This is a genomic window from Verrucomicrobiota bacterium (genome assembly GCA_016200005.1).
GTDB lineage: Bacteria > Verrucomicrobiota > Verrucomicrobiia > Limisphaerales > PALSA-1396 > PALSA-1396.
The window spans coordinates 1-22,445 of record JACQFP010000017.1 but is presented as its reverse complement, the minus strand read 5'-3'; the positions used below and the strand labels follow the sequence as shown (position 1 = coordinate 22,445).

Below are 22,445 nucleotides of genomic sequence, written 5' to 3'. Positions count from 1 at the left end.
ATCAGATCGCCACGGAGGGATGAGCGCGAAGCACGTCTTGGAACAGAAGGATAAGCTCGCGATCCGGGTGCTTTTTGACCTCGCATTTCGAATCGAAAATCATCACTAGCCCGTCCGCGGCGTTGAACTCCGGCCAGCGCGGGAGTTGGCCGTGATTCGGATTGCCCGTGCGGGCGAAACTCGCGAAGGCTCGGCTCATGTTTTTCGCCAGCGTGCGCGCATCGTCGCCGCCGCCCGTCATGCTCGCGCAACGATCAGTGTTGTTGAACACAAACGGAAGATCGAGGCAGTGAAAAGCGCGCGGCCGGCCGTCAAGCATGGGCGTGTGCCACGTGAACCAATATAGATACGCCGGCGCTGCTTTCTGGGCCGCCTTGCGCTCCGCCCAGGAGACCGCGGTCCGCCTCACGTAAGTCGAATAGATGATCGCCAACAGCTCGATGGGCTTCACGCCGGGATAAGCGCGCCGATACGCGGCAAGGAAACTGGCAGTGCGCGTGCCGCAGGCGGGGCCGAGTCGGTCCTGAAGTTCCGACTCGGTCAACTTCTCCTCGGCCCGACTGAAGAAGGGCGGCATGCACTCGTTCAAGACCGTCCCGATCATGAGCGGGACGTGCCCCGAGCAAGCGGGCGCCTCCGCATCGAACGGAAACTCCGGCAGCAGCGATCCGTCCACGGTCGGTCCCCAGCCATGGTCCCACGATTTCGGATAGAATCCGCCGGGAGTTTTGACCGGCGGCGCAAGTTTATCGAGCGCCACGTCCGCCGCGGCGAGCAGACGTTCCGCAGGGATGTTCTTCAGTTTTTCGATTCCGTTCGCGCCGGGTTCGGGTTCGAGTTCGGCCATGATCCCGGACGCCACCGTGTTCGCGTTCCGCGCGCTGGTGGTGCCGCGCGTGGTGCCACTCATGACGATTGCCTTGTGAAAAAGCCCCTTGGCCGACGGCATCGCCAACAGCGCGCCGATTTTCGAGCCTCCCCCCGACTGACCGAACAGCGTTACGTTGTCGGGATTTCCTCCGAATCTCGCGACGTTGTCCCGGATCCATTCGAGCGCCGCAATCAAGTCCAGCGTGCCCGCGTTGCCGGAGCGCGCGCAGGGCGCGCCGCCGAACTCGGCGAGATGGAGAAATCCGAAGGGCCCCAAGCGGTGATTGACCGACACGACGACGACGTTGCTATCGCGGCTCAGATCTTCGCCATCAAAACACGACAGGAACTGGGCCGACCACGCCGTGCAACCGCCCCCGTGCAGCCAGACCATCACGGGACGGCGGCCGTCGCTCCCGAGGCCCGGGGTCCACACGTTCAACCGCAAACAATCCTCGTCGAGCGCATCGTAATGCGGCGAGAGAAGAAAGGCGGTTTCAGTGTCGTAAAGATAGCGATAGTGAATGGTCGTGGGACACGTCGGTCCGTAAGCCATCGCGCTGCGAACCTTTTTCCACGGCTTCGGTTTGCTTGGAGGCCGGAAGCGCGCCTCGCCGCCGGTGGGTGCTCCGTAGGGGATTCCTTTGAAGGTATAAATACCGCCGCTGATATACCCGCGCACCAGCCCGGCTGCGGTGCCGGCCACCGCGCGGTCATCCGCCGCCTCGATGACGCGCCGCTTTGGCGGTGAACCGGACGCGCCTGGCCCATGCTGGGCGGCGCGGGCCGCGCGTGACACAATCACCCCGCCGGCAAGCGCGGCGACGCCTTTGATCAAGGCCCGCCGACTCAACCCCTTAGTTTCACGATTCAGGTTCACGGTTCGCTTTTGAGTTCACTTGCTTTTCCCGGCCAGCAACTCGTCATCCACCGCGACACTGAAATCGCGGAGCCGGAAATAAGTGGCCTTGCCGTCGGGGTCCGGGAACTCGGTCAGCGTCAGCGTGAAGTCGGCTTTCTTTTCGATGCCGAAGCCGGCCTTCCAGGCTTTCACGCGACAGCCGAGGCCCTCGGGGCGCACGACGTCGCTCGGCACCGGGTCCGTCAGCGACGCGGGATCGAGCGCGAGGTAGCCCAGTTCGGTGCCGTCGAGTTTGGCGATGGCGGGGTTCTGGGCGGGATTGAGGCAGAAGAGTTGCGGGCCGCGCATCACGGCCACGCGCCCGGCCTGGCGTTGACGGCCCTTCACCAGTCGCCAGGACATCTGCAGGTTGAGCGAGACCTCGTCGCCGGACTTCCATTCGCGCGTCAATGCAAAGAACCTGCCTGCCTGCCCAGCGCCTTTGGCGGGCCGGCCATTGACGGTCACGCTTGCGCCGCGCGCCCAGGCGGGGATGCGGAGTTGTAGCGGAAACTTCACCGGTCGCGCGGGATCGAGTTGCAGCCGGATGCGCCCTGAGTTCAGGTAATCGGTTGCCTGCCGGATCGTGAGCGGCACGTTCTTGCCGACGGACAACTTCGCCTCGGCCGTCGTGTAGAGGTTCACGGCTAGGCCGTCGTGAGCGCGGTAAAATACCATCGCGGGCAGCTCGGCCACGATGCGGCGGAAGTTGCACGGGCAGCAATAGGTGTCCAGCGGAAAATAAACGCGCCCGCCTTCCGTCGGCGAGAAGTAGCGGAGGCGGCGGCCGTCGGGCGATTGCGCGGCAAAGAGCGCGTTGTAGATCGTACGTTCGATGAGATCGCCTAGGCGCGCGTCCCCGCGGAGCCGGAGCAGGTTGTCATAGACGCGGAGTTGATACGCCGTGGAACAGGTTTCGCCGAGATCGCCGCGTCCGTCCTGGTCGTCGGTCCAAATCTCGCACTGGCCGGCGCCGCCGGTGATTTGCAGGCCGTCATGGTTCAGCATGAAATCGAGCGCGCGATCCGTCTGGCCGAGCAGGCGGTGGTCGGGTTGGTGGCGGTAAAGCTCAAGTTGCGCGAGGCAGCGCGCCAGGTAGGCGTAGATGTGACCTTCGATGCCGGGGCGGCGCCCGATGACGATGGGCAGTTCCCACTCGGGCAGCGCCCGCGTCTTCGTGACGAAATCGAGATACGGCGCCGCGCCGGTCTGGCGGTGCAGGGCGAGCATCGTGCGCTCGAGGCCAGTGACGGCCACATACGGGGCCACGCCGATCTTATGCCCCCAATCCGGCGGGAGCGTGGACCAATTGCGCAGGAGATAATCCGCCCCTTTGCGCGCGGCGGCCAGCGACCTTTCGTCGCCGAAATACTTGTAATCCGTCAGCAAACCCCAGATCACGTAACCCATCTCGTGAATGTCCCAGAATCCCCGCACGCGTTGGGCGGGCGCGAGCTGGCCGAGGTAGCCATCGGGTGCCTGCGCCTTGATCGTCTCGTCAACGAGGTGCTGCTTCAACGCGAGCACGCGCGGATCGCCGGTTTCGGCGGCGAACTTCACGGTGGCATCAATCAATTTGCCGAGGCCGATGTAACCGCCTTCGTTAGTCTTGGCCTTGAAGGAAGCCAGAAAGTCGTGGTCAGCGTCCAGCACCAGCAAGTTGTTGGTGATCGTGATGGTGATGCGCCGTCCGATCTCGCCGCCGACTTGAACGTCGCGCAGGTTGAGCGGGGTCAGGGCGTCCGCAGCCAGACTGGCCGTGGTCACGCAACAGGCGGCGGCCAAACCACCGAGCAGCTGCAGCCACGATTGGCGAGGAGGTCGGACGCGAGCAAAAACGAGTTGGTTCATGGTTGTGCTTCTTTCGGTCGAGGTTGCCGCAAACATCCCTCCATCGCAAAGTTCTCGGACCTTGTCCACCTCAAAGATTACCGCCCGCCCGCCTACGGGCCGCGGCAAAGAAAGTGAGGAGTCGGAGCCGGGGGCTTGGGGAAGCAAGGCGTTGACGAACGTAAACGGGTAGTCAATATAGTCCCGTGTTTTTTTTCGCTTAAGTTAATAATGTGAAAACGCAATCAATTCCGTTGACGACATTCCTTGCTTTGGCAGTGATGCTTGGGCGGCGGTGTCAGGCGGCGGCGATTGGCTTGATCAACCTGATGACAACCTGGCCCGCTACGAATCCCGATTCCGAATCGGGACTGCCACGGACCGCCGCCTGAAAAGCGAAGATCAAATCCAGAAATAACCGAAAATCAATTAACCACAAAAGATTAACTGTCAGGAAAACATCCGCCGCAGGAGCCGCCATGAATCCAGCCACACCGAAAACCGAACCGCCAACCTCAACCCGACTCCGAAAAGCAGTTTTCGGAGGTTCCCATAAGTCACCCATGACCGATCGAACCGAGCGTCGCACAATGCGTGCTGCCGTCTGGCTCGCCGTCTTGGCGGGAACGTGGCCGGTGTTCGCTGCCGCCGACCCACTCAAGGAACACTTCCGCGACCCGCCGCGCGAATGCAGCCTGATGGCGTTCTGGTCCTGGAACGACACTTTGAAGCCGGAGAAACTCACCTGGCAGATTGACCAGATGGTGCAGCAGGGAGTCTATGGCGCCTTCATGCACGCCCGCGCCGGATTGGACGAAAGCGAAACGCCGTATTTCTCCGACGGTTTCTGGAACGGCGTTCGCGCCAGCGTCGAGCACGCGAAGAAGGTCGGGTTCCAAAGCTGGATTTATGACGAGGACAAATGGCCGAGCGGCGCGGCGGGCGGGCGGGGGAACCAACCGCCTCGAAGCCGCTTCATTGACCAACCTGACGACGCTGAATCTATCGGACGGCAGCGGCATCTGGGAGGTGCCGCCGGGCGAATGGCGCGTGAGCGTCTTCCGGCTCAATTACGGCGATGGGGCCAAGCCAAATTATCTCAACCCGGCCACCGTCCGCGAGTTCCTCGACAACACTTACGAGGAATACGCCAAACAGTTCGGCGAAGATTTCGGCAAGACGATTCCCGGTTCGTTCTTCGACGAAATCGGGAACACGGCGGTCGCCTGGGACCCGCTACTGGCGGAACGATTCCGGCGGGTCAAAGGCTACGACCTGGCAACCTCGCTGCCGCTCCTTTACTTCGACGGCGGGCCACGAACGATCAAAGTGCGTTGCGACTACTTTGAAGTGTACACCCAACTTTTTGAAGAAGCCTGGTTCAAGCAAATCTCCGCCTGGTGCGACCGGCATCACCTGCAATTGACGGGACATACGCTGGAGGCATTCCGCAACCTCCGAGACGAGGGCGACTATTTCCGCACCTGGCGACACGCGCAGATTCCCGGCACCGACAACGAGGACTTTCGCTATACCTTCCCGCGCGTCATCGGCTCGTGGAAGCCAAAGCAACTCAGTTCCGTCAGCCACGTCTATGGCCGGGAGCGCGCCGCGGCGGAATCGCTCGGCGGGGCCGGCTGGGCCATCACGCTGGACCAGACCCGTTACGGCGTGAACATGCTTTCCGTCTATGGAGTCAACTTTTTCATCTTCCACCTGTTTCACTACTCGATGGATCAGCCGGCGACGATGGATGACTGGCCCAACTCGTGGTTCTACCAGAATCCGTATTGGAAATACTTCCGCCACCTCGCGGATTACACGCGCCGGGTTTCCTTCATGGGCCGGCAGGGCGAACACGTGGCGGACGTGGTGATTCTCTATCCGGTGGAGGACGTTTGGAGTCGCGGATTCCAGGTCAGTCCGCCGGTCGAGATCCCCGGCCTCGCCAAGCTGGTGGCACCCGAAATTATCGGCCTCGCCACGCCGGTCGTGCCGGGCCTGGCGACCACGAATACGCGCAACCGGCCCGCCACCGAACAACTGGTGGACCGCCTGCTGCGACAACAGATTGATTGCGACTTGGTGGACACGGATAGTTTACTTCAGGCGGCGCCGGTGCCGGATGGCCGGGTGAAAATCGGGAAAGAATCCTATCGTGTCCTGCTGTTGCCGGCGGCGCGCACCGTGTCGCTCGCGGCGTATCGCCGGATTTTGGAGTTGTCACACGGCGGGTTGAAAGTCATCGCCGTCGGCGTGACGCCGCGCCATTCCGCGGAGAACGGAGCGGAGGATCCGGAAGTCATCCGCATCTCCCGGGAACTTTTTGGCGACCGGCCAGGGGCCGACGGCGCGGAACTGTTGGCGCGTTTGGGAAAGGAATTGGCGCCGAATGTCCGCGTGCTGTCCGGCGAACGCGAGACGCTGCGCTGCGTGCATCGCCGCGTTGGCGAGCGCCATGTGTACTGGCTGGTCAATTCAGAAAAACGCGCGGGCGCATGGACGATTCAATTCGCGGCGACCGGGACGGTGGAACGCTGGGACCCGGCGACGGGTGACAGCACTGCTGTGTCCGCCACAACGCAGTCCTCCACCCACACAACGCTGCGCCTCGAACGCAAATCGTGGGAAGGCAGTTACCTCGTGTTCAATCACGGCGCTGGCACGACGAGCGCCGGCAAAGCCGATCGTCCGAGCGGGAGCGCTTCACCCCCGCCGCTGGCGGTGAAAGGTCCGTGGACCTTTCAAGTCGCACCCACGGAACTGGATTACGTTTGGAAGCCCGACCCCGGCGAAACAAGGGTGGAATTGCCCGTCATGGATCTGCGCATCGAACGCGGCCACCCACCCGGCAAGAGCAACGAGTCGGACTGGCGGCGGATCAAAATCGTGGACACGCTGAACCCGCAGCGCGGCGCGGAGCGTTACCTCTCGGCTTGGGATGCGGCCTGGATCACGCGCTACATCCATCAGGACTTTCAAGGCGAGTTGGGCGGACCGGAACTTCATTTCCAAAAAACCTTTGATGTGCCGTTCGAGCCGTCCGGCGCCTGGCTCACGCTCGCCGCCGATGAATCCTTCGAGTGTTTCATCAACGACGCACTCGTTGCCGTAGGAACGAACTCCGCCACGCCGGTGACGCTGGAGACGTTGCCGTTGAAGCACGGCAAAAACACCATCGCCATCACCGTAAAAGACGGCGGTTATCTGCTGGCGCAGGGCGAGATCAGCGGCGGGGCTGGAAAAACTGTGGCGATCCGGACGGACCGGAAGTGGCAGGTTCGGACGCAGGCGACTGACTGGCTGCCCGCCTTCGAGTTCGCTTTCCCGCCCTTCGGCAAGTGGGGCGAAATGCCCTTGCGCGGAAAACCGCAAACGTTGCCGGCGGTGATCTGGTATCGCGCAGTTCTTCCGCCAGGCGCGCGGTCGCTGGAGCGGCCGGACATTCGCGGCGATTGGGAAATCTTTCTGAACAATCGTCCGTTCGTGGTGCCCGCTTCGGGTCCGCTCACGCTGCCCGAAAAGCCCGCGCCACATTCCGTCATCAGCCTCCGCGTGCGGATCGAGCGTGCCGAAGATGGCCTGCAAGCGCCGCTGGTGTTTCGTTGCCAGCCGGCGCGAGCCGAACTGGGCGATTGGCAGGCACTCGGGCTGGACTGGTATTCGGGGCGCGGCGTCTATCGAACGACCTTCGGCCTACCCGCAGCCTACGCCGGTCGCAAGCTGAAGCTGGACCTGGGCGAACTTTGTTACACCGGCGAAGTGTGGCTCAACGGCAAGTTGGCCGGCAGCCTCGCCTGGCCGCCGTATGAAGTGGACATCACGCGCTTCGCGACGACCGGGAAGAACGAACTGGTCGTGGTGGCCGCCAATCTTCTGGCCAACCGGATGCGCTGGGACATCTTCGATTCGGCCATTCCCGGACAGTTCAATCGCTGGTGGCATGACGGGAGCATTTTGCGGGAAGCTGAGCACCTCCACTCCGGTTTGCTGGGACCGGTGCGCATCAAGGCCGAAGCTCAGCCCTCCACGCGCTGAATTTCGCTTTCGATCCGAGTTGCTGCGCACCGACGGCAGCAAGGCTTTTTTCAGTTCAACTCGTAAGGCCGGAGACTCACGCATGGCGTTACGCACTTGACGCCTGTCCGTGGCTTTACAGAAAGTGCCGCTGCCTGGCAGCATCCAACTCAATAAATCGTTCATCCATCATCCCGTTTCTGTTGATTTCAGCGGCCGGCTTGGTCGGCGAAGTCAACGCGGCGGCGGCGGCCGGCATGCCGTCCGGCCAGCGGCCCAACATCCTGCTGATTTTGACCGACCAACAGCATGCGGGCATGTTGAGGTGCGCGGGCAACAAGTATTTGAAAACGCCCGCGATGGACAGTCTGGCCCGGGCGGGCGCACGGTTCGAACGGGCGTATTGCGCCAACCCGGTTTGCGAGCCGTCGCGCTTCAGCCTGATGACCGGTCTCATGCCCAGCACGATCGGTCTGAGGTTCAACCAGGATGTCCCCAGCAACAAGGATGCCCCCAAGTTGAAAGTGCCCGCAACGATCTTGGAGCGATCTTTGGGCCGGCTCTTCCGGAACGCCGGTTACGACGCGGCCTACGGCGGCAAGGTGCACTTGCCGATGAGCCTGGAAGAAATCGGCTTCGATTACATCTCCAAGGAGATTGGGATGGGGCTGGCGGATGACGGCGCGGATTTCATCCGGCGCAAACGGGAGAAGCCTTTTTTGCTGGTGGCGTCCTTCATCAACCCGCACGACATCTGCATGATGGCGATCAATGACTGCGCGCGAAGTCAGGGCGAAAAGGTGTACGCCGGACGTTCGGCCCAGAATTTGGCCGAGGCGATGCGGTTGCCGGCCAACATTTCCCCGGAGGAATTTTTTCGGAAGCTGTGTCCGCCGCTCCCGTCGAATCATGAGATCCCGGCCTTAGAGGCGGAAGTCATTGAAACAAATGCGCGGCGGGAGCTGCCCTCCCGCGTCTATGTGCGCCGGCACTGGGGCGACGAGGATTGGCGATTGCATCGCTGGGCCTATGCCCGGCTGACGGAGCGGGTGGACGCCGAAATTGGCAAACTTCTTCAAGCTCTCCGCGCTGCGGGGCTGGAGAAGAACACCCTGATTGTCTTCACCAGTGATCACGGCGACATGGACTCGGCCCATCGCTTGGAGCACAAATGCGTTCTCTACGAAGAGGCCACGCGGATTCCATTCATCGTCAGTTTCAAAGGCGTGACCAAGCCCGGGCTAGTGGACAAAGAACATCTGGTTTCCAACGGACTGAACTTGACCCCAACCCTGTGTGATTACGCGGGCATCGCCCTGCCGTCGGGCCTTCCGGGCCGCAGCGTCAGGCCGCTGGCGGAAGGCCGGAAGCCGCGATCCTGGCGCGACCAACTGGTAGTCGAGAGCGAAATCGGTCGGTCGCTGCGGTCGCTGCGTTACAAGTACAGCATCTATGACTCAGGGAAACACCGGGAACAGTTGATTGACTTGGACAAAGACCCCGGCGAAATGAAAAACCTTGCGGAGAATCCGACTTACCAGGCAGCGCTGGAGCAGCACCGGCAGATGCTGCGCCAGTGGGTGGAGGAAACCCATGATGAACCGGCCGCGCCGTATGTAGTCCGATGACATCAATTGACTCGGTCACGGCTAGCGCGAGCTTTGAGAAAATTGCCGTAGCCGATGATGAGCGTGGACAAAATCAACACCGCCAACCCGACGGCGATGAGCGCGTGGGTCTTTTTGCTCGTGCCGCGCCATTCCTTCAGCACCACGCCCCAGAGCGTGCTGAAGATGATGATGCTGACCATGTGCAAAGTCCAACTGGAGAAATCGTATTTGCCCATCTTCGTCGTGCCCATGCCGTAAAAGAAAAATTGCAGATACCACGTGACGCCGGCCAGCGCAGAGAGGATATAGTTCAACGGCAGCGGCGTCGCGGCGTCGAGGTACTCGCGCGCGGATCTGTTTTTCACGTTGAGGATGACGCACCAGAAGAAGTTCGTCGTGAAGCCGCCGAGCAGGATGACGATTAGCAGCGGGAGATTCTGCCACACGTCGGAACGTCCGTGCGCAAGGAGGCTGGCCTTCGCCGCCGCCGCGATCGGTTTTCCTGCGGCGAACGCGAAGCTCATGCACGCGCTCATCACACCGGCGAACGCGGCGACCATCACGCCCTTGAGAAAATTGAACTCCGCAACGTGCGCCTTTTTCTGCTCCGCGCTCAGTTCGCCCTCCTTGGATTTTCCCGCCAGGCCGCTGGCGAAAATTCCGCCGAGGCAGACCGCCACGCCGAGCAGGACGAAGCGGCCGGAAGTTTCGCCGGCGATTCTTCCAAGTTCACCGAAGTAGGCCGGCGGGATCAGCGTGCCGAACGCGGCGCAAAAACCGAGCGCGATGCCGTAGCCCAGCGCAATGCCGAGGTAACGCACTGAAAGCCCGAACGTCAGCCCGCCGATGCCCCACATCGCGCCCCAGAAATATGCCCAGCCCAGCGCGCCACTGTCCGCGTGGCGCAAAATGTCCAGCGCGTCCGGCACCAGCAGCGACGCCATCACGAGCGGCGCGAGAATCCAACTGAACACGCCGTTGACGAGCCAGTAGGTTTCCCACGACCATTTTTTCACGCCGCGAAACGGCAGATAAAAACTTCCGGCCGCCAGCCCGCCGATCCAGTGGTAAACCACGCCGAGGAATGGATTCATAATTGGAAGTTTAACAGACACGCGCGGTCTCGATACCAAGCAACTGACCGAGCTTGTCAATCTTGTCGGCGATGTGGCCAACGCCGACGGCGCAGTGATGCGCCGGGCCGTGCGCGTTCCAGTCATTTACGAATTTGCGCGCGCCGATTGAAAAGCGATAACGGCTGTTTGTGTTTCCAATTTCAAGAATTGGACCAGCAACAGATTCGCCTTCGGCCACGAGGAATTTTAATTTGCCGTCCACGGTTTGCACCACGGAGAGCAACGTGACCGGGCCGTGTTTCACGGACATCTCGACGGACAGGCCGCGACCGACTTTGCCGTGATAAACTTTGAGCGGGCGGACTTTGGTTTTCCCTTCCGCAATCTTGATGTGCCCTGGCCCGTCGTGGCCCATGAGCACCACGTCGTCGTTGAAATCCATCGCGTAATACTCCGTGAACGAGCCGCCGACGCCAAACGCGTCCATGATTTTCATGGCCTGAACGTTCTTCACTTCGTATTCGCCGGCGACGGGGATTCCACGCGCGGTCAAAAGCGAATTGCCGAGTATGATGGAACTGATGGCGTCTTCGTTCTCAGCGTTGCCCGTGCCCAGGTAGTAGTAAGCCAGCGAGCCGAGGCCGTGTTCTGCAACGAGGCGATCCAACGCAACGGAAGTCTTCGCGGCGCGCGCCAATTCGTTTTCAGCGCAGTCAGGTTGCACGTCGAAAACCTTTTTGAACCCGGCGATGCGGGACTTGATCTGCGCGGCTGTGACTTCGCGGCGGAGCGCGGCCAGTTCATCCACCTCGATGATTTCCATGTGCCCGCCGAACGTCGCGCAGTGCTGGGTCAGGTCCGAGTAGATGTCCAACATGCCGCCGTAGTAATGGCCCATCAAGCCGAGCCGGTTGTGGAACATCACGTTGGCGACTCGCGCGGCCTTGATCCACGCGTCCACCTGGTTCCAGCACGCCGGATCGTCTTGCAACATGCCGGTGAGCTGATGGAATTCGATCCGGGCGCGGTTGAAAACGTTGGCGGTCTCCGGCACCGGACAAGCCGCGCAATGCGCCAGCCATTCACCCGTCATCGCGGTGCGGTCGCCCATTTGGTTGAACGCGGCGTAGTCAATGGCCGGCGCGGGCTGAAGATTCAGGATAATGACCGGTACTTTGGCGCGCTGCACGACCGGCAGCACCGTCGAAGATAACGCGTAAGTCGTGACGTGGAGGAAAATCAGATCCACGTCCTCCCGCCGAAAACGGTGTCCGGCTGCGAGCGCCTTCGACGGCGTGTCAATCAGACCGAGATTGACAATCTCGACCACCGGACGTTTCAGCCGCTCATGGACCACTTGAACGTAGCCTTCGAGCCGTTCTTTCAGTCCTTTGAACTGTGGCCAATAGGCGTCGAGGCCGATGCCGAACAGCCCAACCCGCAAAGCTCTTTTCAAGCGGTTGGTCTTCGGTGTTCCGACCATGGTTACGGACCGCGTTTTGCGGCTGCTGGGGGATCAGACCCCGGTTTTCAGGTTAAAACTCGGGCGAACGACTCCCATTCCTGTTACCGAATCGTCGGCCCCGCGTAAGAGGGCAGAGGATCAAACGGCGGCAGTGTCACCTCGGTGTAGTAACGGAGCATATAATAAGGCAGCAAGAAATCATGCCCTGCGGCACGACCTGTGAGGGTATTTGCGGGTTGATCAAGAGTGTAGGGGCTGCGGAGCCAGATGAAATACTGGCCATGGCGCTGGCCAACAGGCAGCGGATACGCCGATCGCTTCGTAGCGCTCGAGCCGGGTACGACGAGCGAGGCCGTCGATCCATCGGGCAGCTTTTGATCGTAGGTGACTTGATCCTCCGGGATACACTCTATGTCCGTCCCGCAGCGGCTGCTGTTACTTTTCGTTTCGTACCACCGGTCCCGATACGTGAGCCAGTCCCCCAGATGCGTTACCGCCAAATCCAGCCGGCCCGGCTCGCCGGTCATCGCGTAGGTAATGGCTTCGAAATGGGCATTAACGTCATCTCTCGTCGTTGCGTCCATAATGGCGAAGTCTCGCCTAAACCCGGCACGTACCCCCGGATCGTTTTCATACATGATGAGATCGTAATTTCTCAAATGGGAAAAATTGAAACCGTAGTAGGTATCGTGGGGCTTCGAACCCGTATAGCCCGGTCCGATAAATGGCTCTTGGGTTGTCCATTCCTCGGCCCAAATCGCATCCCACTTGGCCCGATCCGCCAACGTCCCGGCCGCTCGGGCCACATGGCGCGCCGCGTGGACCATGCGCAGTCGGGCCGCAGGCTCAGTAACAAAGAGCGGATTGGGATTAACCGGTTCCGTGTTTGGCGCCACCGGATACACAATGCACCAGCCGTGGCGCACATAGTAGTCAGCCATCGCGACGATGTCGTCGCGGACGACCGCCTGTAACACGGGGTCGTCAGGGCCGACGAGGTCAAACGTGACGAGTAGCCCGAAGATGACCCCATCGTACATGTCGCGGCTAACGTTGTCCAGACACCAATATTTCTTGCCGTCGTCCCAAGGCAGGAGATAAATACCATGTTGAGCGCCTCCCAAGGGGATCGGACTATTCTCTTCCCAAGTGAAACGGAAGAGCATGCCCGGCTCACCGTTGACGGTGGCGCCCTTCCAATTCTTCGCAATGTTGATAGCCCGGTGAGTCCCCGTCAGCAGTTCGTCAATCCTGGCCTTCGCCCGCTTCACTTCATGGTCCCAGACGACCCCCTGTCCGTGGTTTTTTGCGCCGTTTTTATTGTGCTTCGCCACCGCATACCGAAACGATTCGGCGGCCAGATACATTCCACTCGAAAGCTGAGAATGGCTGGTAAACCACGAGACGACCTCGCCCGGAGTCCGCTCCTCGGTGGCGTAGAAGATCAGTGGCACCAGATTCCCGTACCAGAGATGATCCGGCATGAGCTTTTCCAGGTCGCCCGCCATTTTGCGAAACTTCGGTTTCGCCACGCCGACGCTGTGTGAGCCTAGCGGCGTGCTTTGACCCAGGCCGGTCAAGTTGGCCACCAGTTCCATCAACTCTTCCGCCTCGGCAGCCGTGAGACCTTCCAACAAGGTAGCTGGATCACTTCCCGTTAGGTCAGTCAATAGCTGTTCGCACTGGGCGGGATCGCCGCCTGTCAGGTTCGCCAACGACTCCGTTGCATTGACGACTGTGAACTGGGCGGTCGTGTCGGGGAGCGGGAAAAAAATCGCAAAGGTGCATACCGCCATCCCGATGCTGCCGACGATCCGAAGTGAGTAAGTTTTCATTTTGTTTGTTTGGGCTGTTCAGATTTATAGGTTAAAATTTCGTCAGTTGCGAACCAAAGCCACGCTGGTTTCAGACGCCATGGCCGCTAGTTTGGGGTGGATAATGGAATGAGCTGTCATTTTGCGATGTGAGTTTGCGTTGAGTCAGTTTCGGCACGCTAATATTCTAAATCACTTGTTGGCGGGATTGCAACGGACAGAATGACCAAGTTGTTGCATTTTTCGCTCAACCAGCGAGTCGGCCAAACCGGGCCCGACGTCATCAACACCAGCGTCATTCCGAACGCAACCAATAACACCGGCGTCGATTGTGTTAGCAGATCGGCGAAATAGCTCTTGAAGTAGTTAATCAAGTCGCTGGAGGAATTGAACGTTGTCCCGCCGATTGCGGTGAAGAAAGCGATTTCCACCAGTAGCAGCATTGGCAAAATGCATTGCTTCACGCGAGTTCCTCCAGCAGTTTGCGGCGGCGATGCAGCGCGCAGTCCAGTCCAATCACGCCGATAATGATGGCGCCCGTGACAGCCTCCTGAAAATACGGAGGGTTTCAACTCGCTGCCGATTTGGAAATCGGCGATACAGCAGGTTTGGACACCTACGCTACGGGGGCAGTATGCCCTTCTGAGTAAAACAGGATTGAAACCGGCGATGAACACGGTTAAACACTGACGCCATGCAATCGAAGCTTCGCACGTTTCTCCTTTCTTCCACGCTCGCTTTGGCCGTCCTCATGGTGGGGTGCGGCGAGAAAAGGGCTTCGGAGGAACCATCTTCCTCTAGCAACGCGCCCAAAAAGTCCGACGGCAAAGTCGTCATCGCCCTGTTGCCGAAGTTGATCAACATCGATTACTTCGACGCCTGCAAACGCGGCGCGAGCAAGGCAGCCGATGAATTGGGCGTGACGCTGATTTACGACGGCCCAACCGAACCGAGCGGCTCGGAGCAAAACAAATTCATCGACACGTGGATTCGCCAAGGCGTGAACGCCATCTGCATCGCACCGAACCAGCCGAAGACCATTCGCCGCTTCGTCGAGAAAGCGCAGGCGCAGGGCATCAAGGTGTTGACCTGGGACAGCGACGCGCCGGAGAGCGGGCGAGACCTCTTCGTCAATCAGGTTGATGAAAAAGTTTTGGGTGAGCGGCTGATGGACGACCTGGCTCAGCAAATGGCAGAAGAAGGCAAGTGGGCCATCGCGATTGCCAGTCTCGACGCCGCCAATCTCAACACGTGGCGACGCTACGCCGAGGCCCGCGCCAAAGAAAAATATCCAAAGCTTAAACTTGTCGCCACGGAAGTCACGAAGGAGGACGAGAATTTCGCGCGACAAAAAATCGAAACGCTGTTGAACGCCTATCCGAACCTGAAAGGCATTATTGCCTTCGATTCCAACTCCGTCCCCGGCGCGTCCGAAGCCGTGAAGCGCGCGGGAAAAATCGGCAAGGTCGCCATCACCGGCAACTCCACGCCTGGCAAGATGCGTCCTTATATCAAGGATGGCGTATTGCAGTCATTCTATCTGTGGGACCCGCGGGAGTTGGGCGCGCTCACAGTGCGATTGGCCAAGGCGTTGGCCGATGGACACGCGTTGAGTGATGGAATGGAAATTTCCGGTCATGGCAAGATTGTCATCAGCAAGCAGAACGCGAAGACCGTCATCATGGCTGACCCGATCCGATTCACGAAGGAAAACATCGACAAGTATGATTTGGGCTTGTGATTTTGTAACGCACCAGGCATGCTCCGTTCCCTGCTCATGCAAAGAATAGCCCCTGACCTGATTGCCACTGCGAACAAGACGGTGGCAAAATCGCATCAACAAGACTTTCGTGCGCTCTGCGAAATGCTGGCCCGGCGCGGCATTGATATAAAAAGCTTAACCACCGAGTCCGCTCGATTCACGGTGGCCTTGCCTTCGTGGGGATTTTCTCAAGGCGGAACGCGGTTCGGTCGCTTCCCCATCGCTGGCGAGCCGCGGAACGTTGAAGAAAGAATGTTCGATGCCTCGGTGGTCAATGATCTCACCGGCATCACACCGCGCGTTTCGCTCCACATTCCGTGGGACAAGCCGATCGATTCGGCGGCGTGCAGGCGTCAAGCGAAGGAGCTCGGTCTCGGCTTCGACGCGGTTAACTCCAATACATTCCAGGATCAACCTGGCCAAAAGCATTCCTACAAGTTTGGCTCACTGTCTCACACCGACCGCGCCGTGCGCCGTCAAGCCATCGAACATCATCTTGAATGCGTTGAAATCGGGAACGCGCTGGGATCAAAGGCCCTGACTGTGTGGCTGGCTGATGGCGGCAGCTTTCCCGGCCAACAACCTCTGCGCCGCGCGCTGGAGCGGGTCATTGATTCACTCCGTGAAATCTACTCGGCGCTGCCAAAAAACTGGCGGCTGTTCACGGAACACAAACCGTTTGAACCCGCGTTCTACTCGACCGTGGTTCAAGATTGGGGCGCGTCGCTGATGATCGCGCAGGCGCTTGGACCGAAGGCGGCGTGTCTCGTGGATCTCGGCCATCATCTGCCGAACTGCAATGTCGAACAGGTCGTAGCGCGGTTGATCGCGGCGAACCGGCTCGGTGGTTTTCATTTCAACGACTCCAAGTTCGCCGACGATGATCTGTCCGCCGGCTCGATCAAACCCTACCAACTGTTTCTCATCTTCAACGAACTGGTTGATGCCGCCCGCGATCCGCAAGTGAAGAAATTCCGCCCACGCTTTCAACCCGCCTACATGATCGATCAATCGCACAACCTCAAAGACCCGATTGAAGACCTCATACTCTCGGCCGTCGAGATTCATCGCGCATTTACGAAGGCGCTGCTGGTGGATCGCGCGGCGCTGGCCGCGTACCAGGAAGCGAATGATGTGGTGCTGGCTGAACGCACGCTCAAGGTCGCGTACGAGACCGATGTGTCGCCCATTCTCGCCGAGGTTCGTCGCCAATGCGGCGCGGCGGTTGATCCGCTCGCAGTATATCGTCGTTCCGGCTATCGCAAGGAGAAGGCGCACGAACGATGTTAACCCATCGCGGGACCATGTGAAAACTCTTTGAGTATTGGAGAAACAGCAAGCGAAAGTTTCTGCCGGTCGGGACCATTGGCTAAGCCTCGCGCTTGGCGAACCCCTCGCGGGTGGGTGCCCGCCTTCAGCTTGTAAAAGCGCGAGAAATAGGAGGCCGATTCAAAGCCCAGTTCTTCCGCGATCAAGTAAATGGGCTTGTCTGTGTGGAGCAGCAGGTCGCGCGCGCGTTCCAAGCAGACGTACAGGGCGAACTGCCGGGGGGAGCAGCCCGTTTCCAGCTTGAAGAGACGGCGGAAGGACGAATAACTTATGCCCAGTTGGCGGGCACAAAGATCCAGATCCATAGGCCGGGCACCTTTGTGGGCCAGCAGTTGCTTGGCTTCGCGAATGACTTCCTGAACGGGCCGGCCTTCGAAGCGTCTCCGTTTCACGGCCGAAAGGGTTTGGGCAATGATCTGCACGCCCAGCGCCCCCAAAATGAACTGATAATCGGGCGGTTCATGGCGCATAATCTCCACCGCGTCATCGAACAACTGCAGCAACTGCCCATGTTGCCCCACGTGCAGCACTGGTTGTTGGGGCGTGAATTCCGGGCGTTGCATCAGTCGCCGCATGTAGTCCCCGTCCAACTCCACCCAGTGCTCGTCCCACCCCGTGTCCGGGTGCGGACGATACCGATGCCATACCTCCGGGAAGAGGATAAATAGATCGCCTTCCTTGATTTCCAACGGACCGCTGGGCTGGGATTCAAAGAACCCCTCGCCTCGGGTAATGTACAGGAACTGGTACGACCGCAATACCCGTCCCCGCTGCCATGTAAAATGATGGTCGGCCGGATGTCGGCACGGGGGATATTGGCCACCCTCCGGAATCAGGGCATAGCCGGCATCGGGCATGTAGCTGCCCCAAGCGCGGGTCTCCGCACTGACCGGCAGGTATCGGAAATAAGTGCTGCGATCTTTCATTGGCGGCGCAAACCCATGCTTGTAACGGTTGCGCAAAATCTACCAGAACCGATCACCTTGTAAATGGAGAAGTCACCCCGGGCGATGTGACCCATTTCGCCTAAATTCACTCCGCTTTGGACTCGACGCGTGCTCATCTTCCCCCGGTTCGGCTGTCTTGCTCGTTGAGCAAAAAGTGCAACAACTTGGTCATTCTGTCCATTGCAATCTCGTCCAAAATTAATTTAGAGTATTAGCGTGCCCATAATGCTGACTCAACTCAAACCTACATTGTAAAATGACAACTCATCACATGACTCATCACCTCAAAGTAATGGCCTTGGCGTCTGTAGCCATGATGGCCTTGACCGTCTCGCTGAACGCCCAAACGCTGACAGTGACCAACGACCTGCGACTGTGGCTCGATGCCGGCGCAGCGACCACCACCAACGCCACCGGCGGCGTGACCAACTGGGTGGACCAATCCACCAACGTCAATAACGCCACGGCGGCAGACGCCGCCGCGCCGCTGTTCGTTGACAGCGCCATCAACGGCAAGCCAGCGCTCCGTTTTTTTGGTACCAACCAAATGAGTGTTCTCTCCAACGCCAGTATCGCGATCACCGGCGACATGGCTTTGTTCGCCGTCGTCAATTTTGATCCCCCCGGCGGAAGACGTTCGATATGGGGCTTCCCGCTTGCCGTGAATGATTTCGGTTTGGAAAGTAATAATAAACCCCGGCTGCGGCGACCCAGCGTAAAGGACTGCCAGGTTGTGTTTCAAACCGGCCAATACCTCCTGATAGGATTCCAGCAGGCAGGCTCGGACGTTTCTTTTTACCGCAGTGACCAGACGATCTTCACCCAGGTCAACGATGACGTGGTTAGCGCTTCCGGGGTGTCGTTGAGAATTGGCAACGGCGCGGGGTTTATGCGTGGCTACATCGCTGAACTGTTGATTTATGGCGCCGCCTTGTCCGAGGCAGATCGTCTCAGCGTGGCCAGTTATCTGGAAACCAAATACGGCATCACCAATCTTCCGCCCACGGTCAGCCTGGCCAGCAGTCCCGCTGATGGCTCCACGGTTGGCGCGCCGACCAGCGTAACCCTCACGGCCACGGCGGCTGACCCTGACGGTACAATCAAAGATGTCGGATTTTACGCTAATGGCCAATTGTTGGGTTCCGCCACGATTGCTCCATATCAGCTAACGGTCAGTGTTCAAACTCCCGGCACGGCGACCTTCACGGCCGTCGCTTCCGACAACCGGGACAAGACGACCGTTTCTGCCCCCGTGAGCCTCACGGTTACTGGCGCCATTCCCTCGCTAACCGTGACCAACGGTTTGCAGTTATGGCTTGATGCCGGAGTGGGCGTCGTCACCAACGCCAGCGGGGCTGTTACGAACTGGGCTGACCAATCCGGCAACGGCAATAACGCGGAGCAGACAAACGACCCGCAAGCCCCATTGTATGTGGCTGGCGCTTTGAACGGACTGCCGACAGTGCGGTTCGACGGTGCCGTACTGAATTCGGACGCCGATTTTATGAGCGTGGCGCACAACCCGGACATACTCGGCACCAACAACAACAATGTTTCGTCCTTTTTCGTGATCAAGTTTGACGACTTTGGTATGACCGCTAGCGGACCCCGTACGGTGTGGGCTAAAGATGAGGCGACCGGACTGTCAAGACCGATGGCGTATTACATCACGGGTTTCGGCAGTGGCATCTTCCGGGCCTCCCGCAATGCACCCGCGCCGGCTACTGACACCGTCACCAGTGCGGTGAACCCGGTTCCCCGCCAGAAATACATGGTTGCGGGGTTTAGCATGGATACCAACTCGCTGGTCGGGCAAACTGGCGCGAACATTTTGACCCATTACTGGAATGGTTTGGCGAACTCAGGCAAGGGTACATTTGGCACGCTCGTGGCCGTGGATGAGGGTACACCGCTCAGAATCGGTGCGACGTCAAATTTCGGGGGGAAGATGCGCGGCGAAATTGCCGAGTTGCTGATCTACAACCCCGGCCTGTCGGGGGCGGACGCCTTCGCAGTGCAACGCTATTTGGCGGCCAAGTATAACATTCCGATGGTTGCGCCGGTGCCAACAGTGAGTTTAAGTTTGGCCACTAACGGGACGGATGTTGTCCTTTCGTGGCCCGGACTCAACATCCCGGCCGGGCTGACCTTGCGGTCCGCGACGAACCTCACTACCCCTACTTGGATAAGCGACACCAACAAGCTCACCGCCGTTGGCTTGAATTACCAGGTGACCAACTCAGCCGGTCTCGACCAGCAGTATTACCGGCTGCAGGCTCCATAAGCGGAGAACGCACAAACTCAATGAGGAGGCCGGCAGATTTTTCCGGCCCCCCTCTTGGGTATCTGACAATGAATCAGTCGGCCGACTTAAGTTCAGATTTGTGGCGGGTCTGGGTAGTTCGCGCCGCGGCCTCGATTCGCAGGGTTGTGGATCGAGGGAGGGAAGAGTTGGGTTACAGGACGGGGCGCTCATCTGGGTTGGCGCCCCGTCCTTGTCGGTTTGCAGGAACTCGAACGGTTATGATTTTTTGAGTTATGCGAACAATGTTTGGTTGTCGAGCGCGTTTCCAAGGATGGCATGGCCGCGGGACTTTTACGCTGATTGAACTGCTGGTGGTGATTGCGATTATTGCCATTCTAGCGGGACTGCTTTTACCGGCGCTGGCCAAAGCTAAAGACAAGGCCAAAGCGATAAACTGTATGAGCAACATGCGGCAAATTGGCATCGCATTCAAGATGTACACCGATGACAGCGGAGGCATTTTTTGCCCGCTGGTCTTCGGCTCGATCCCCGCCCCAACGAACGCCATCGTCCCCGATCTGGACAATACGTGGTGGCCGGACCTGCTGCGGCCCCTGTTGGGGTCAAATACCAAAGTCCACGGCTGTCCCAGTGTGACTCTGACGAATGGCTTTGGCATCGGCCTGAACGAACGCAATATCAGCCAGTATATTTTCGCCAGCCGGCCGAACGATCCGGATCGCCTCATCAAGGAAACCTCGGTGGCCAAGCCGGCGCTGACGGTTGCCACCGCCGACGCCAATCTGATTCTTAACCCGCATGAAGGGCAGCCAGACAAGTGGATTCCGGACACGAAGGCGCCTTGGAACCTGTATTTCCGAACCCCCAACAATGAACCGTACTATACCAGTTCCCCCTATCGTGTGGTGAACCGGCACAACAAGAGGACCTTCGTGGCATTTGTAGATAGCCACGCGGAGACCATGAAGGCCAGTCAGATTGGCTTTCAGTATAGAGAGGGAGATCCACGGGCGCTTTGGGATAAGCAGTAATTTACAATCATCAACCCTAAAACAAAATACACTATGCATTCCAAAACCAAAATTGAGTTTGCGGCATTCGGCCTGTTCGTGATTTTCGGATTGGCTTCGCTTTCGGCGCAAACCGTCATTCCGCCCGGTTTGGCCGCCCCAACCGGTTCGGTGAACACCAACCTGCCGGGTTTCAAGCTCAAGATTCATCAACTTCCCCTGCTCATTAACCGGTTCCCAGGAAACCAAAACAGCCTGGCCAACGCCGAGCGGGAACTAGCCGACGGCTACATTGATCCGACGACGGCGTTGCCCTACGCAAACGAGGCCACGCCCAACCCGGCTGATTCGAGTTTCAACTATGTGGTTACGAACGTCATCAACTTGAGCGAGTGGGGTGCAGTCAGGGATTATGGTAACTTTGTGCCGGACGATAGTACGCCGGGGATTCCGGGGATCAATTTTAGCGACAACAATTATGTGGCGGAAATTCTGACGTATTTGGATTTGCCGGCGGGGACAAATCAACTTGGGGTCAACAGCGACGAAGGTTTTCTATTGAGTATCGGCGTGGGTACCAATCCCAAAGATGCCTTCGCCCTGCCTGTGGCGATGTTCGACGGCGGCCGAAACGCTGTCCAAAGCGCGGCGGGATTGACGTTCCTCACGGAGTCGGAATTCTCGGTGGTGGTCCAACAAGCCGGCCTCTACCCCGTCCGTTTACTCTGGTGGGAAGGGAGTGGGCGTAACGGGGGTGAAGCTTCCGAAATTGAGTTTTACTCGTTGTCCGGCACGAACCGGATTCTGATCAACGATCTGTCCAATCCGTCCGCGATCAAAGCGTATCGGGAGGCCAGCGTTTTGAAGCTCTACGCCCGGTCGGTCTCGCCCAAGCCCAACGCGGTGGACGCGGCCCCGCAGGCGCCGATCAAAGTGGAACTGGTGGATCAGAGCACCCAACTCACTTCGGTGAGTCTGCGGGTGGACGGCGCGTTGGTCACGCCCACCACGAACAAGGTGGGCGGGGTCACCACGGTCACGTACATGCCCGCCACGATTGCGCCGGCCTGTTCGGCGCATACCGCTACGTTCATTTACAGCGACAACGGGTTGCCGGTGAGAACGGTGACCAACACCTGGTCGTTCATGACGGCCAACTACGTCACCATTCCGTCGAGTTATGCGGCGCCGACAGGGGCCGTCAATCTCAGTGCAACGGGTTTTGTCGTGAAGGTTTTTCAGATCGATCCGAACCGGGCGTGGGGAGACGACGAGTTTAGCGTGAGCCGGGCAGACCTGCAGTTGTCGGGGCAGCGGACGATGCCGAACAGCACGAATTTGTATGCGAACATCGCCACGCCGAGCAGTCCGGGGAATTTTATGTACACGGAGGAGACGGTGATCAATTATCACAAGGACGGTCCGGGGGCGCCGATGGGGGGGGTGGGGAATTTCCGGCCCGACGCGCTGATACCCGGGATACCGGGGACGACGGGCAGCCCGGACAATTTTGCGCAGGAAGTGGTGACATATTTGGAGCTGTCGCCG

At 59.4% G+C, this 22,445-nt stretch carries 16 protein-coding genes; 8 read left to right on the top strand and 8 right to left on the bottom strand.

Translation table 11 applies throughout. The features are described 5' to 3' along the window. Position 1 precedes the first annotated feature (1 nt). Positions 2–1,750, bottom strand: coding sequence for a carboxylesterase/lipase family protein (locus HY298_05345; protein MBI3849702.1), 1,749 nt, complete (start codon positions 1,748–1,750; stop codon positions 2–4). 15 nt (positions 1,751–1,765) lie between these two features. Continuing rightward, complete coding sequence (locus HY298_05340) at positions 1,766–3,622, bottom strand: glycoside hydrolase family 127 protein (protein MBI3849701.1); 1,857 nt, start codon at positions 3,620–3,622, stop codon at positions 1,766–1,768. 212 nt (positions 3,623–3,834) lie between these two features. Here HY298_05340 and HY298_05335 point away from each other — a divergent pair, with 212 nt between their 5' ends. Continuing rightward, positions 3,835–3,993, top strand: coding sequence for a hypothetical protein (locus tag HY298_05335; GenBank protein ID MBI3849700.1), 159 nt, complete (start codon positions 3,835–3,837; stop codon positions 3,991–3,993). 165 nt (positions 3,994–4,158) lie between these two features. Here HY298_05335 and HY298_05330 read toward each other — a convergent pair whose 3' ends face one another. Then, positions 4,159–4,500, bottom strand: a complete 342-nt coding sequence (locus tag HY298_05330; protein MBI3849699.1) for a hypothetical protein — start codon at positions 4,498–4,500, stop codon at positions 4,159–4,161. Between the two features lie 10 nt (positions 4,501–4,510). Between HY298_05330 and HY298_05325 the strand changes: the two genes are divergently transcribed. Together HY298_05325 and HY298_05320 are read left to right on the top strand one after the other, a co-directional pair. Further along, positions 4,511–7,639 (top strand): hypothetical protein, encoded by a 3,129-nt coding sequence (locus tag HY298_05325; protein MBI3849698.1) that lies wholly within the window; start codon positions 4,511–4,513, stop codon positions 7,637–7,639. A gap of 182 nt (positions 7,640–7,821) precedes the next feature. Next, complete coding sequence (locus HY298_05320) at positions 7,822–9,246, top strand: sulfatase-like hydrolase/transferase (GenBank protein ID MBI3849697.1); 1,425 nt, start codon at positions 7,822–7,824, stop codon at positions 9,244–9,246. A 2-nt stretch (positions 9,247–9,248) separates the two neighbouring features. On the opposite strand, the gene rhaT is transcribed toward HY298_05320, so the two are convergent. The 4 genes from rhaT to HY298_05300 form a co-directional block, all read right to left on the bottom strand. Continuing rightward, the gene (gene rhaT, locus HY298_05315; GenBank protein ID MBI3849696.1) at positions 9,249–10,322 is read right to left on the bottom strand and encodes an L-rhamnose/proton symporter RhaT; all 1,074 of its coding nucleotides are present in this window, start codon (positions 10,320–10,322) and stop codon (positions 9,249–9,251) included. A 10-nt stretch (positions 10,323–10,332) separates the two neighbouring features. Further along, positions 10,333–11,787, bottom strand: coding sequence for an arabinose isomerase (locus tag HY298_05310; protein ID MBI3849695.1), 1,455 nt, complete (start codon positions 11,785–11,787; stop codon positions 10,333–10,335). A gap of 83 nt (positions 11,788–11,870) precedes the next feature. Beyond that, the gene (locus HY298_05305; GenBank protein ID MBI3849694.1) at positions 11,871–13,604 is read right to left on the bottom strand and encodes a hypothetical protein; all 1,734 of its coding nucleotides are present in this window, start codon (positions 13,602–13,604) and stop codon (positions 11,871–11,873) included. 158 nt (positions 13,605–13,762) lie between these two features. Continuing rightward, a complete protein-coding gene (locus HY298_05300) occupies positions 13,763–14,260 on the bottom strand; it encodes a hypothetical protein (GenBank protein MBI3849693.1) in 498 nt (165 codons plus the stop codon). A gap of 17 nt (positions 14,261–14,277) precedes the next feature. On the opposite strand from HY298_05300, the gene HY298_05295 reads away from it, so the two are divergent. Both HY298_05295 and HY298_05290 read left to right on the top strand, forming a co-directional pair. Next, positions 14,278–15,324, top strand: a complete 1,047-nt coding sequence (locus HY298_05295) for a substrate-binding domain-containing protein (GenBank protein MBI3849692.1) — start codon at positions 14,278–14,280, stop codon at positions 15,322–15,324. 30 nt (positions 15,325–15,354) lie between these two features. Then, positions 15,355–16,635: a sugar isomerase gene (locus tag HY298_05290; GenBank protein ID MBI3849691.1), complete on the top strand. Its 1,281-nt coding sequence runs from the start codon at positions 15,355–15,357 to the stop codon at positions 16,633–16,635. Here the strand turns inward: HY298_05290 and HY298_05285 are convergent. After that, positions 16,632–17,600 carry an AraC family transcriptional regulator gene (locus tag HY298_05285; GenBank protein MBI3849690.1) on the bottom strand — a complete coding sequence of 323 codons (969 nt, stop codon included), beginning with the start codon at positions 17,598–17,600 and terminating at the stop codon, positions 16,632–16,634. The genes HY298_05290 and HY298_05285 overlap by 4 nt on opposite strands. A gap of 277 nt (positions 17,601–17,877) precedes the next feature. Between HY298_05285 and HY298_05280 the strand changes: the two genes are divergently transcribed. From HY298_05280 to HY298_05270, 3 genes are all read left to right on the top strand, one after another. After that, the gene (locus HY298_05280) at positions 17,878–19,905 is read left to right on the top strand and encodes an Ig-like domain-containing protein (protein ID MBI3849689.1); all 2,028 of its coding nucleotides are present in this window, start codon (positions 17,878–17,880) and stop codon (positions 19,903–19,905) included. Positions 19,906–20,159: 254 nt separating this feature from the next. Further along, on the top strand, positions 20,160–20,918 hold the full coding sequence (locus HY298_05275) for a prepilin-type N-terminal cleavage/methylation domain-containing protein (GenBank protein MBI3849688.1): 759 nt from the start codon (positions 20,160–20,162) through the stop codon (positions 20,916–20,918). 33 nt (positions 20,919–20,951) lie between these two features. Then, positions 20,952–22,445 (top strand): hypothetical protein (locus HY298_05270; protein ID MBI3849687.1); only part of this gene is annotated, 1,494 nt, incomplete at its 3' end.

Bases quoted from the DNA above. Each gene is read 5' to 3' on its own strand.
- HY298_05285 (MBI3849690.1), bottom strand. From the start codon at position 17,600: ATGAAAGATCGCAGCACTTATTTCCGATACCTGCCGGTCAGTGCGGAG.
- HY298_05275 (MBI3849688.1), top strand. From the start codon at position 20,160: ATGCGAACAATGTTTGGTTGTCGAGCGCGTTTCCAAGGATGGCATGGC.
- HY298_05305 (MBI3849694.1), bottom strand. From the start codon at position 13,604: ATGAAAACTTACTCACTTCGGATCGTCGGCAGCATCGGGATGGCGGTA.
- HY298_05340 (MBI3849701.1), bottom strand. From the start codon at position 3,622: ATGAACCAACTCGTTTTTGCTCGCGTCCGACCTCCTCGCCAATCGTGG.
- HY298_05310 (MBI3849695.1), bottom strand. From the start codon at position 11,787: ATGGTCGGAACACCGAAGACCAACCGCTTGAAAAGAGCTTTGCGGGTT.
- rhaT (MBI3849696.1), bottom strand. From the start codon at position 10,322: ATGAATCCATTCCTCGGCGTGGTTTACCACTGGATCGGCGGGCTGGCG.
- HY298_05280 (MBI3849689.1), top strand. From the start codon at position 17,878: ATGACAACTCATCACATGACTCATCACCTCAAAGTAATGGCCTTGGCG.
- HY298_05325 (MBI3849698.1), top strand. From the start codon at position 4,511: ATGACGAGGACAAATGGCCGAGCGGCGCGGCGGGCGGGCGGGGGAACC.
- HY298_05295 (MBI3849692.1), top strand. From the start codon at position 14,278: ATGCAATCGAAGCTTCGCACGTTTCTCCTTTCTTCCACGCTCGCTTTG.